The sequence below is a fragment of the Stenotrophomonas sp. X genome (genome assembly GCF_055721025.1).
The window spans coordinates 1949747-1962708 of the sequence record NZ_CM146756.1; the positions used below are offsets into that span (position 1 = coordinate 1949747).

The 12962-nt window shown below is 67.1% G+C and carries 8 protein-coding genes; all 8 read left to right on the forward strand.

Going from position 1 to position 12962, the window contains the following annotated elements; translation table 11 throughout:
- Positions 1 to 151: 151 nt before the first annotated feature.
- The 8 genes from recJ (at position 152) to lysS (ending at position 12890) form a co-directional block, all read left to right on the forward strand.
- Complete coding sequence (gene recJ, locus ACZ75I_RS08995; protein ID WP_346476402.1) at positions 152 to 1909, forward strand: single-stranded-DNA-specific exonuclease RecJ; 1758 nt, start codon at positions 152 to 154, stop codon at positions 1907 to 1909.
- Between the two features lie 143 nt (positions 1910 to 2052).
- Entirely contained in the window at positions 2053 to 4962 is a 2910-nt protein-coding gene (locus ACZ75I_RS09000) for a VIT domain-containing protein (RefSeq protein WP_346476401.1), read from the forward strand.
- 78 nt (positions 4963 to 5040) lie between these two features.
- Positions 5041 to 5289 carry a hypothetical protein gene (locus ACZ75I_RS09005; RefSeq protein WP_061479275.1) on the forward strand — a complete coding sequence of 83 codons (249 nt, stop codon included), beginning with the start codon at positions 5041 to 5043 and terminating at the stop codon, positions 5287 to 5289.
- A protein-coding gene (gene prfB, locus ACZ75I_RS09010; protein ID WP_111008336.1) for a peptide chain release factor 2 occupies positions 5212 to 6337 on the forward strand; the annotation gives its coding sequence in 2 pieces (ribosomal slippage) (positions 5212 to 5286 and positions 5288 to 6337; 1125 coding nt in all). The genes ACZ75I_RS09005 and prfB overlap by 78 nt, the downstream gene beginning before the upstream one ends.
- A gap of 153 nt (positions 6338 to 6490) precedes the next feature.
- Positions 6491 to 7273, forward strand: a complete 783-nt coding sequence (locus tag ACZ75I_RS09015) for a helix-turn-helix transcriptional regulator (protein WP_019661470.1) — start codon at positions 6491 to 6493, stop codon at positions 7271 to 7273.
- Positions 7274 to 8142: 869 nt separating this feature from the next.
- Entirely contained in the window at positions 8143 to 9528 is a 1386-nt protein-coding gene (locus ACZ75I_RS09020) for an NAD-dependent succinate-semialdehyde dehydrogenase (protein ID WP_346477153.1), read from the forward strand.
- Positions 9529 to 9591: 63 nt separating this feature from the next.
- Positions 9592 to 11232, forward strand: a complete 1641-nt coding sequence (locus ACZ75I_RS09025) for an acetolactate synthase large subunit (protein ID WP_061479277.1) — start codon at positions 9592 to 9594, stop codon at positions 11230 to 11232.
- A 146-nt stretch (positions 11233 to 11378) separates the two neighbouring features.
- Positions 11379 to 12890 carry a lysine--tRNA ligase gene (gene lysS, locus ACZ75I_RS09030; RefSeq protein WP_072168989.1) on the forward strand — a complete coding sequence of 504 codons (1512 nt, stop codon included), beginning with the start codon at positions 11379 to 11381 and terminating at the stop codon, positions 12888 to 12890.
- The last annotated feature ends 72 nt before the right edge of the window (positions 12891 to 12962 follow it).

Here is a 12962-nt window from a genome sequence, read left to right on the forward strand (position 1 = left end):
AAGTCCGTTCCAGGGCAGGCAAGCATGGAAGATGCGGTCGTGAAATCCAAATGCTGCTGGCCGAAGAGCCAAGGGGCCTCGTCAGCAGCGGCAGCCGACCGGGGAGCGGTGCACGTTATGATGTGCGGGTCTTTTGTAACCGGCGATGCCGATGTCCCTTGCCGCCGATGCTGCGCAGCAGCCCTCTGATACACCGCTGATCCGCCGCCGCGATGCGGTCGTGCCCGGCAGCTGGCCAGAGGGCACGCTGCCATTGCTGGCGCGACTCTATGCCAGCCGCGGTGCGGGAACGCCAGAGCTGGCGCTGCCGAAACTGGGCAGCCTCCACGCGCCCGAGCTGCTGACCGGTATCGATGATGCAGTGGGCCTGCTGATCGAAGCCATCGCCAACGACAAGCGCATTCTGGTGGTCGGCGATTTCGATTGCGATGGCGCCACCGCCTGTGCGGTCGGCGTGCGTGGCCTGCGCATGCTCGGCGCGCAACACGTCTTCCACGCGGTGCCGAACCGCATGGTGCACGGCTACGGCCTGTCACCTTCTCTGGTGGAGGAGCTGGCCGAGCTGCAGCCGGACCTGCTGGTTACGGTCGACCACGGCATTGCCTGCCATGCGGGCGTGACCGCGGCCAAGGCGCGCGGCTGGCAGGTGCTGGTCACCGACCATCACCTTCCCGGGCCGCAGTTGCCGCCGGCCGATGTCATCGTCGATCCCAATCTCGACGGTGATGCCTTCCCCAGCAAGTCACTGGCCGGCGTCGGCGTGATCTTCTACGTGCTGATGGCGCTGCGCCGGCAGATGCGCGAGGCCGGCGTCTTTGCCGATGGCAAGGGACCGGACCTGACCACGCTGCTGGACTTGGTGGCGGTGGGCACCGTTGCGGACCTGGTAGCGCTGGACCCGAACAACCGTGCGCTGGTCAGCGCAGGCCTACGCCGTCTGCGCGCGGGGCAGGGCTGTGTCGGCCTGCGTGCGCTGATCGAAGCCAGCGGCCGTGATGCTGCGCGGCTGACCGCTACCGACATCGGCTTTGCACTCGGCCCGCGCCTGAATGCCGCAGGCCGGCTGGAAGACATGGCGCTGGGTATCGCGCTGTTGCTGACCGAAGACCCGCGCCAGGCACGTGAGATCGCGCAGACGCTGGAGCAGATCAACTCAGAACGCCGCGCGGTGCAGCAGTCGATGACCGATGACGCCGAGCAGGCGTTGACCCGGGTGGTGCTGGACATGGCCGGGCAGCGCCCGGTGGCCGCCTGCCTGTTCGATGCCGACTGGCATCCGGGTGTGGTCGGCCTGGTCGCGTCGAAGATGAAGGATCGCCTGCATCGCCCGGTGATCGCCTTCGCCCCGGCCGAACCCGGCGCCGACACCCTGCGAGGCTCGGCGCGCTCCATTCCCGGCCTGCACATCCGTGACGCCCTGGCGCTGGTCGATGCGCGCCACCCGGGCCTGATCGAACGCTTCGGTGGCCACGCCATGGCGGCCGGCCTCAGCCTGCGGCGTGACCACGTTGATGACTTCAAGGCCGCCTTCGTCGCGGTGGTGCTGGAGATGCTCGATCCGGCGGCACTGCAGCAGCAGGTGCTCAGTGACGGCGAGCTGGCGGCGGACGAGCTGGACCATCGCCACGCCGATGCGTTGCGCCTGGCCGGGCCGTGGGGCCAGGGTTTCCCCGAGCCACTGTTCGATGGCCGCTTCGAAGTGGCCAACTGGCGCGTGCTGAAGGAGCGTCACCTGAAGCTGGAACTGCGCCTGCCCGGCGTACCCGGCACCATCAACGCCATCCATTTCGGCGGCTGGCACGGCAACGCGCCGAGTCGCCACGTGCATCTCGCCTATCGGCTCGCCTGCGACGACTATCGCGGCGGCAGCGCCATCCAGCTGATCGTCGAGCACTGCCTGCCCGCCTGAGAAAAAGGGGACGGAGGGGATTAAGTCGCTTGTGCCTTGTTTGCCAGTTGCGACTTAATCCCCTCCGTCCCCTTTTTTGGTCTCCCAACCCCGTTACGACTGCTGGTGCGTTCAACGATCCACGATCCCACTGGAGTCCGGTCATGGTCTTCGCCCGTTGCTGCATTGTGTTGTTGCTGGCCCTTGCGGCCTGGCCCGCTGGCGCGCAGTCGCCGCCGATCTCCCGGCCGCAGGCCGCCACCCCGCTGCTGATCGCACCGGCGGCTGAGCAGGCGGTCCAACTGCGACACGCCCGCATCGAGGGCGAGATCCAGGCCGGCATCGCCCAGACCCGGATCACGCTGGAATTCCACAACCCCAACCGGCGGGTACTGGAGGGCGAGCTGCAGTTCCCGCTGGCCGATGGCCAGCAGATCAGCGGCTTCGCGCTGGATATCAACGGCGAGATGCGTGACGCGGTGCCGGTGCCCAAGGACCGCGGCCGCCAGGTGTTCGAGGAGATCGCCCGTCGTGGCGTCGACCCTGGGCTGCTGGAACAGACCGCCGGCAACCAGTTCCGGCTGCGCATCTATCCGCTGCCGGCCGGCGGCAGCCGGCGCGTGCAGCTGGTGATCCGCGAGCCGTTGGCCTTCGCCGGCCAAGGCTGGCAGTGGACGCTGCCGCTGCAGTTTGCTGCCGGTGCAGCCTCGGTTGAACTGAAACTGCAGGCACCTGGCACGACCACCGTAGGTACGGCGCCATTCCGCATCAGCGCGGGCCACCTGCAGTGGCAGGGCAGGGGTGCGCAGCTGCCGCAACAGCTGCAGTGGCAGCTGCCGGCAGCCCGCCAGGCACAGGTGCAGGTGGCGCCCTGGCAGGACGGCCATTACCTGCTGGCGCAGCTGCCGGTGGCGGCCAGCAGCACGCCGCGCAGACTGCCGAGCGAAATCGGCCTGCTGTGGGACGGCTCCGGTTCGGCGGGACAGCGCGAACGCACGCGTGAGTTCGCACTGCTGGATCACTACTTCGCCGCGATGGGCGACGGCACCGTGGCCTTGACCGTGCTGCGCGATCGCGCCGAGCCGGTAAGGCGCTTCCGCATCCGCGCCGGTAACTGGAGCGAGCTGCGTGCAGCGCTGCAGGCCGTGCGCCCGGACGGTGCCAGCGCGCTGGCGCAGTGGCAGCCGCAATCGAGCGTGAAGGAATACCTGCTGTTTAGCGATGGCCTGCTGACCTATGGGCCGGAACAGCTGTCGGCGATGGCGCCGGATCAACGCCTGTTTGCCGTCAGCAGCGCCGGCGCGCGCACCGATGCCGTGCGACTGCGGGGTTGGAGTGAGGCGCATGGCGGTCGCTTCGTCGCGCTGGGCAAGGATGTCGATGCGGCGGTGCACGCGTTGCTGGCATCGCCGCTGGATGTGCAGGTCGATGCGGGACGCGGCGTGCAGGAAGTAGTGATCGATCGCCGCAGTGAAGCCGACGGCTGGCTGTGGCTGCACGCACGACTGGCAGCCGACGGTGTGCCGATGCGGGTGCGCGTGGGTGGCGGCGAATGGCAGGCGTTGCCCGCCACGCAGAAGAGCAAGGACGGTGAACTGCTGGCCGGTTTGTGGGCGCAGGCGCGTCTGCAGCAGCTGGCCGCCGACCGCCGTGGCAACCGCGAGGCGATGCAGCGCCTGTCACAACAGTTTGGCCTGGTGGGGCCGGATACCTCGCTGATCGTGCTGGAGACGTTGGAGGACTACCTGCGCTATGCGATCCGCCCTTCGGGCACGCTGCGCGCCGAGTACGACGCCAGGTTTGCCGTGCAGGTAAGAGATCGCGCCGCTGCTGATCGCCAGCGCCTGGATGAAGTGGCGGCACGCTGGAAGGAGCGCCAGCAGTGGTGGAGCCGCAGCTGGCCGAAGGGTGTGCCGCCGCAGGCGAAGGGCGGGGCACTGGAAGTGGCCTCGGCGGACTACGCGATGGAATCGGCCCCGATGGCGATGCTCGCCGCGCCTGCCCCCGCCGCTCCGCCCGCCCCCACGCCGATGGCGGCGACCGAGCAGCGCATGGAAGCCAGCAGCGCGCGTGCACGTCGCTCAGCGCCTGCATCGAACAAGGCCCTGGACTCAATCACGGTCACTGGTGGTCGTGTCGCTGCGCCCGCTGCCGCCAACGAGGGCGAGCTCGGTATCCAGCTGGCGGCCTGGCAGCCGGACTCGACCATCGCCCGGCGCCTGCGCCAGGGGCCGCCGTCGCAGCTCTATGACCGCTATCTGGCCGAGCGCGATGCCCACGCCGACAGCAGCGCGTTCTTCCTCGATGTGGCCGACCTGCTGCTGGAGCAGGGCCAGCGCGAGCTGGCACTGCGGGTGCTGTCGAACCTGGCCGAAATGGATCTGGACAACCGCCACCTGCTGCGCGTGCTCGGTTACCGACTGATGCAGGCCGATGCTCCCGCACTGGCGGTGCCGGTGTTCGAGCAGGTGCTGGCGATGGGCCAGGAAGAACCGCAGAGCTTCCGCGACCTGGGCCTGGCGCTGGCAGCGGCCGGCAAGCCACAGCAGGCGCTGGCGCCGCTGTACCAGGTGGTGGTGCGGCCGTGGGACAGCCGCTTCGATGGCATCGCCCTGATCGCACTGGATGAGCTGACCAACCTGGTGGCCGGCAGCACGCCCCGGCTGGATACCACCGGCATCGACCCGCGCCTGTTGCAGGCGATGCCGCTGGACCTGCGCGTGGTGCTGTCGTGGGACGCCGACAACAGCGACATGGACCTGTGGGTAACCGACCCGAACGGCGAGCGCGCCTACTACGGCAACCGGCTGACCTACCAGGGCGGGCAGATGTCGCAGGACTTTACCGGCGGCTATGGCCCCGAGCAGTTCTCGCTGCGCAACGCCAAGCCGGGCAGGTACAAGGTGGAGGCGAACTACTTTGGCAGCCGCCAGCAGCTGGTGACCGGTGCGACAACCCTGATGCTGCGGCTGACCACCCACTGGGGCACGCCGAAGCAGAAGGATCAGATGGTGACGATGCGACTGAAGGACCGTGCCGAGACCGTGCTGGTGGGCGAGTTCGAGGTTAAATAGTCAACTGCCCCAAGTGGCCGTCCGAGGGGGGGCAAGGAAGACCCTCGTCGACGCCGCTCTGGGGCAAGGAGGCCCTGTGTGGGGTCGGCCGCAGCCCGGCCGGCTCCCCGCGCCAAGGCGGACATCGCCCGCCTGAATGCAGCGCCAGTGCATCATGCTGGAGCCCCGGCGCAGGCCCAGGCCCTCATTCCGGGCATCCCCGGCCTGCGGTATCATTACCAGTCATCTTTTGAATGCATAACCGCCGACATGATCGAACTGAATCCTGTCCGCCAGCGCATCACCGATCTGACCGATCGCGTGCTGTCGCTTCGGGGGTATCTTTGACTACGACGCCAAGAAAGAGCGTCTTGAAGAAGTAACACGGGAGCTGGAAAGCCCCGACGTCTGGAACAACGCCGAGTACGCCCAGAACCTGGGCCGCGAGCGTTCCAGCCTGGAAAAGACCGTGGGCGGCATCGCCTCGGTGCTCGATGGCCTGAACGACGCCACTGAACTGCTGGAGCTGGCCGAGTCCGAGCAGGACGAGGAGACCGCGCTGGCGGTGGTCGCCGACCTCGACAAGCACCAGGCGCACGTGGAGAAGCTGGAGTTCCAGCGCATGTTCTCCGGCGAGATGGACAATGCGGCCGCGTTCGTCGACATCCAGGCCGGTGCCGGTGGCACCGAAGCCCAGGACTGGGCCGAGATCCTGCTGCGCATGTACCTGCGCTGGTGCGAGTCGCGCGGCTGGAAGACCGAACTGATGGAAGTCTCCGGTGGCGACGTCGCCGGCATCAAGTCGGCCACGCTGCGCGTGGAAGGCGATTACGCCTACGGCTGGCTGAAGACCGAGACCGGCGTGCACCGCCTGGTGCGCAAGTCGCCGTTCGACTCGGACAACCGCCGCCACACCAGCTTCACCTCGGTGTTCGTGTCGCCGGAAATCGATGACAACATCGACATTACCATCAACCCGGCCGACCTGCGTACCGACGTGTACCGTTCGTCCGGTGCCGGTGGTCAGCACGTGAACAAGACCGAGTCGGCGGTGCGTATCACCCACATCCCGACCAACATCGTTGTGGCCTGCCAGACCGGCCGCAGCCAGCACCAGAACCGCGACAACGCGATGAAGATGCTGGCCGCCAAGCTGTATGAACTGGAGATCCAGAAGCGCAACGCCGAGAAGGACGCGGTGGAAGCCACCAAGTCCGACATCGGCTGGGGCAGCCAGATCCGCAACTACGTGCTGGACCAGAGCCGTATCAAGGACCTGCGTACCGGCATCGAGCGTTCAGATACGCAGAAGGTGCTGGACGGCGACCTGGACGAGTTCGTCGAGGCCAGCCTGAAGGCCGGTTTGGCCGTGGGCTCCAAGCGCGCCGATGCCTGATCGACGCGCCTGCGCGGATTTCGTCACCCTTGTGCGCAACGCCGAGGGTGGCTGATCACGCTTCCGGTAGAGCCGAGCCCATGCTCGGCTGCTGTTGGCGCAGTAGCAGACGCGTCGAGCATGGCTCGACGCTACAAAGGGTAGGACGGGCCGATGATGCGCAGCGAAAGTGAACGCAAGGAACTCGGTGGCTTCCTCAAGGCCTGCCGCGCCCGTGTCGACCCCGCCACGCTCGGCCTCCCGGCCGGGCGCCGGCGCACCCCGGGCCTGAAGCGCGAGGAAGTGGCGCTGGCGATCGGGGTCAGCGTCAGCTGGTACACCTGGATCGAGCAGGGCCGTGAAGTGCGCGCCTCGCCCGAAGTGCTGGAGCGCCTGGCGCAGGTGCTGCGCATGAGCGACGACGAGCGCGCCTACGCGTTCGCGCTGTCCGGCTACGGCGTGCCGCTGGAATCACCGGACGAGAGCGTGACCGATGGCCTACGCCAGCTGGTGGAGGCGATGCAGCCGATCCCGGCCTACGTACGCAATACCCGCTTCGACATCCTGGCCTGGAACCCGGCCATCGCCGATCTTTTCGTGGACTACAGCCAGCTGGCGCCGCATGAGCGCAACACGCTGCGGCTGATGTTCCTGTACCCGCCGTATCGCACGCTGATCCTCAACTGGGAAGAAATGACCCGCGGGCTGCTGGCGGGCTTCCGCGCGGCGATGGCGCAGGCCCCGGACAAGGCCCCGTTCCTGGCGCTGGTGGAAGACATCGCCGCGCACAGCGAAGAGTTTCGCCAATGGTGGCCGGAGCACGACGTGCGTCGGTTCGATGAAGGTGCGAAGAAGCTCAACCATCCCACGCGGGGGTTGCTGGACCTGCAGTACGTGGCGCTGGTGCCGGAGAGCCGGCACGACCTTTCCCTGGTGACCTACCTGCCGCGGAAGTAGGTTGATCGGCAGGGCTTGCAGCCCTGCACCTGCTCAATGCAACGGCCAAAGCCAGAGCCAGAGCCAGAGCTAGGTTCCGTGGTTTGGCGGGGCGGTGTCGGAGTGCGGGGACGCCGCAAGTACGTCCGTGTAGGCTTGGCAGCCGCTTGTTCGTGTGCGCTTTCCTGCGCACACGGCAAGACCGGGGTTGGGCGTCCTGCCCAACCCGCCCGAGGCATGCCTCGGGCCCATGCGGCTGACACCCCGCACTCCGACACCGCCCCACCTTCGACAGGTTCACGCGGCTGTTGGCAACTGCGGCTTTGTTCCGCGCGGCTGTTGGTAGGTGTCGACCTTGGTCGACACGATTTTTCTCTCAGATATCGAATGAGTCATCCACGCATGGCGTGGATCTACTGTGTCGACCAAGGTCGACACCCACCAACAGCAACGCAGAGCGCCGTCCCGACAGATCGCAGAACTCTGTCGAAGGCGGGGTGGGTCCGGTTGCGGGGGCGTGAGCCGCATGGATGCGGCGACCGAGCTTACATGGGTAAGGGCGCTTTGCTTGCGAAGCACTGCTTCGCAAGCGCCCGAACGCACAGCCGCCAGCGGCTGGGCCGGGCCCCGGAGGGGTACTTGCAGCGTCCCCCTCAACCGGACCCACCCCGCCAACCCACGGAATGCCAGCTTCTGCCGTTGCCGTTGCCTTGGCTTGGCTTGGCTTGAAGCCTCTGCGGGTGCAGGGCGCAGCCCTGCCAAGAGCCCCATTCAGGCAGGTAAGTGCAAGTCACAGGATAAGCAGACGCCTTGTTGCCTCCGCCAATCGGGTCCACATTTCTGGGCAGAAGACGGGCCGCTGCCCGTTGCCGAGACAACAGGAGCCCTGCATGTCCGCTGCCCCCACCACCGCCATTTCCCGCGATCCGGCCACCGGCCAGCAGATCGCCAGCCATCCCTTCGCCACCGATGCCGAGCTGGAAACAATCCTCGATCGCGGCCAGGTCGGCTTTGCGGCCTGGAGCGTCAAGAGCCTCGAACAGCGCGCAGACGTACTGCGTGCGATGGCCGCCGTACTGCGGCGTGACCGCGAAAAGCTGGCCGCGCTGGCTACCGCCGAGATGGGCAAGGTACAGGCCGAATCGCTGGCCGAGATCGAGAAGTGTGCCGTGCTGTGCGACTGGTACGCCGACCACGGCGCGCAGTTCCTGCGCGACGAACCGACCCAGGTGCCCGACGACAAGGCTTACGTGTCCTACCTGCCGCTGGGCGTGGTGCTGGGCATCATGCCGTGGAACTTCCCGTACTGGCAGGTGATGCGTGCGGCGGTGCCGATCCTGATGGGCGGCAACGGCTTCCTGCTGAAGCCGGCCGAGAACATCGTCGGTACCGCGCAGCTGCTCGACGCGGCCTGGCGCGATGCCGGCCTGCCGGAAGGCACCTTCATCGCCGCCAACATCAGCCGCGAGGGCACCAGCCGCGCGATCGCCGATGATCGCATCGCCGCAGTGACCCTGACCGGCAGCGTGGCCGCAGGCCGCAGCATCGCCGCCCAGGCCGGGCAGGCGCTGAAGAAGGTGGTGCTGGAGCTGGGGGGCTCGGATCCGTTCATCGTACTGGCCGACGCCGATCTGGACGCCGCCGCTGATGCGGCGGTAGCCTCGCGCTTCCAGAACACCGGGCAGGTCTGCATCGCCGGAAAGCGCATCATCGTCGAAGACGCGGTCTACGACCGTTTCGTGGCGCAGTTCTGCCAGAAGGTGCAGGCACTGAGCATCGGCGATGGCCGCGACCCGGCCAACCGCATCGGCCCGATGGCCCGCCAGGACTTGCTGGAACAGCTGGATGCGCAGGTACGCGCCTCGGTGGAGGCCGGCGCGAAGCTGCTGGTCGGCGGCCATCAGCTGGATCGCCCGGGCGCGTTCTACGCCCCCACCGTGCTGGCCGACGTGGAGCCGGGCATGCAGGCCTTCGATACCGAGACCTTCGGGCCGGTGGCCTCGATCAGCCGCGCCCGCGATGCCGACCATGCAGTGGAACTGGCCAACCAGAGCGAGTTCGGCCTGAGCGGCAACCTGTGGACCGGCGACCGCGCGCGGGCCATGCAGCTGGCGCGCCGGCTGCAGACCGGCGGCGTGTTCGTCAACGGCTTCTCCGCCTCAGACCCGCGTGTGCCGATCGGCGGCGTGAAAAAGAGTGGCTTCGGTCGTGAGCTCTCGCACTTCGGCATCCGCGAATTCGTCAACGCGCAGACGGTGTGGTTCGACAAGCGTTGACGCGCAGCTTCCCTCCTTCCTGCAACGATCCACCATCAGTCCAGCCAAAAGGACGGCATTCCAATGTCCAAGGGTTCAGATCTGCTTGTCGCCGCGCTTGAGAACGAAGGCGTCGAGCGCATTTTCGGTATCCCCGGCGAGGAAAACCTCGACGTGGTCGAGTCGCTTCGTCATTCCAGCATCGAGCTGGTCATCACCCGTCACGAGCAGGCAGCGGTGTTCATGGCCGCCACCTATGGCCGCCTGACCGGCAAGCCCGGCGTGTGCCTGGCCACGCTCGGTCCGGGCGCGCTCAACTTCACCACCGGCGCCGCCTATGCGCTGCTCGGTGCGTGGCCGGTGATCATGATCACTGGCCAGAAGGGCATCGTCGCCAGCAAGCAGGCGCGCTTCCAGATCGTCGACATCGTCGGCACGATGAAGCCGCTGACCAAGCAGGCGCGGCAGATCGTCTCTGCGCGCACGATCCCGACCATCGTCCGCGAAGCGTTCCGTGTGGCCCAGGAGGAGCGCCCGGGCCCGGTGCTGCTGGAGCTGCCCGAAGACATCGCGGCCGATGAGGTGGAGGGCGTGGCGCTGGTGCCGCCGCACGCGGTGGATCGTCCCATCGCCAGCCCGGAAGCGTTGGATCGGGCGGCAGAGACCATCCGCAGTGCCAAGCGACCGTTGCTGATGATCGCTTCGGCGGCGTCGCGGCCGCAGTCCAGCGAGGCGCTGTCGGCGTTCGTGCTGCGCGCCGGCATTCCGTTCTTCACCACGCAGATGGGCAAGGGCGCGGTGGCCGGCGGCTCGGGCCTGTACATGGGCACCGCAGCGCTGACCGAGCGTGATTACGTGCACATGGCGATCGACCAGGCCGACGTGATCGTGACCATCGGCCACGAGGTCACCGAGAAGCCGCCGTTCGTGATGCGCCCGGGTGGGCCGACCGTGATCCATATCGGCTACTCGCAGGCGGCGGTGGAACAGGTGTACTTCCCGCAGGTGGAGGTGATCGGCGACATCGGCCGTTCGCTGACCCAGCTGGCCGACCGCATCGAAGGCGCGGTGCCGAATGCCGCCGCGCTGCTGCCGCTGCGCGCGACCATCCTCGAGCATCTGGCCGACCGTGCCGAGGAGGCCCGTTTCACCCCGCAGCGGCTGGTGCACGACGTGCGCCAGGTGATGCCGCCGGACGGCATCGTGGCGCTGGACAACGGCATGTACAAGATCTGGTTCGCTCGCAACTACCGTACCCAGGTCGCCAACACATTGCTGCTGGACAACGCGCTGGCGACCATGGGCGCGGGCCTGCCATCGGCGATCATGGCCTCGATCCTGTATCCACAGCGGCGGGTGCTGGCGGTGTGTGGCGATGGTGGTTTCATGATGAACAGCCAGGAGCTGGAGACAGCGCGCCGGCTGGGGCTGAACCTGGTGGTGCTGATCCTCAACGACGGCGCCTACGGCATGATCCGCTGGAAGCAGGCGGTGGATGGCTTCACCGACTACGGCATGACCTTCAGCAACCCGGATTTCGTGAAGTACGCCGAGGCCTATGGCTGCAAGGGGCATGAGGTGACCGCCATCGAGCAGTTCATCCCGACCCTGCAGGCGGCGTTCAACGAGGGCGGGGTGCACCTGGTGTCGGTACCGGTCGATTACTCGGAGAACCAGCGGGTGCTGGTGGACGAGCTGCGGCAGGCGTTCCCCGGGAACGCGTAGGCGCCGATCCGCTGATGGGGTCAGATCCCTTTGCTGCGCAAAGGGATCTGACCCCTCTCCAGGCCGGGGCAGGGCGGTTTTGGTATGCTGTGGAGCCGGCCGCGCCGGGCGCAAGATCCCCCTCACTACACGATTCCCGCAGATCCATGAGCGAAGCTACCGATACCCCCCCCGTCGACGAGAACAAGTTGATCGCCGAGCGCCGTGAGAAACTCAAAGCGCTGCGTGGGCAGGGCATCGCGTATCCGAACGATTTCCGTCGTGAGGACTTCGCCGGCCGCCTGCAGGAAGAATTCGCCGATGCCGAACAGTGGACCGCCGAGGCGCTGGAAGGCAACGGCCGCCAGGTGAAGATGGCCGGCCGCCTGATGGCCAAGCGCATCATGGGCAAGGCGAGCTTCGCGCAGATCCAGGACGAGTCCGGCCGCATCCAGCTGTTCCTGCAGGGGGCCGTGCTGGGCGATGCCTACACCGCGTTCAAGGGCTGGGACGTGGGCGACATCATCGCCGTCGAAGGCGGCCTGACCCGGACCAAGACCGGCGAGCTGTCGGTCAAGGCCGAGTCGATCCGCCTGCTGACCAAGTCGCTGCGTCCGTTGCCGGACAAGTGGCATGGCCTGGCCGACGTCGAGCAGCGTTACCGCCAGCGTTACGTCGACCTGATCGTCACCCCGGAGTCGCGCGCGGTCTTCATCAAGCGCTCGAAGATCATCCGCGCCATGCGTGCGTGGCTGGACAACCGCGACTTCCTGGAAGTCGAAACGCCGATGATGCACTACATCCCCGGCGGCGCGGCGGCCAAGCCGTTCACCACCCACCACAACGCGCTGGACCTGGACCTGTACCTGCGCGTGGCGCCGGAGCTGTACCTCAAGCGACTGACCGTGGGCGGCTTGGAGCGCGTGTACGAGATCAACCGCAACTTCCGCAACGAAGGCGTCAGCACCCGCCACAATCCGGAATTCACCATGATGGAGCTGTACGAGGCCTATGCCACGTACAACGAGATCATGGACCTGACCGAAGGCGTGATCCGTGACGTGGCCAGGACGGTCAACGGCAGCACCGAGGTCGAGTGGGACGGGGCGAAGATCGACCTGGGCCCGGCGTTCCGCCGCTGGCGCATGGACGAAGCCGTGCGCCACCACAACCCGGAAATCTCGGTTGCCGACTGCACCGACCGTGACGCGCTGCTGCGTCATTGCGAGCGCTTGAACATCCGCGTCAAGCCGTCCTACGGCTGGGGCAAGCTGCTGCTTGAGATCTTCGAGGCCACCGTCGAGCACACCCTGATCCAGCCGACCTTCATCACCGACCATCCGGTGGAAGTCTCGCCGCTGGCCCGTGCCAACGACAATGATCCGGGCTACACCGACCGCTTCGAGCTGTTCGTCAACGGCAAGGAGCTGGCCAATGGCTTCTCCGAGTTGAACGACCCGGAAGACCAGGCCCAGCGCTTCCAGGCCCAGGTGGCCGCGAAGGAAGGTGGCGACGATGAGGCCATGCACTACGACGCCGACTACATCCGTGCGCTGGAGTACGGCATGGCCCCGACCGGCGGCCTCGGCATCGGCGTCGATCGTCTGGTGATGCTGCTGACCGGCAGCAGCTCGATCCGCGATGTGCTGCTGTTCCCGTACATGCGTCCGGAGCAGTAAGTCGCGTTTTTAACTCCCGATTGTGCGCGCCGTCCCGAAACGAGACGGCGCGATTGACGCGTCCCGCACTCG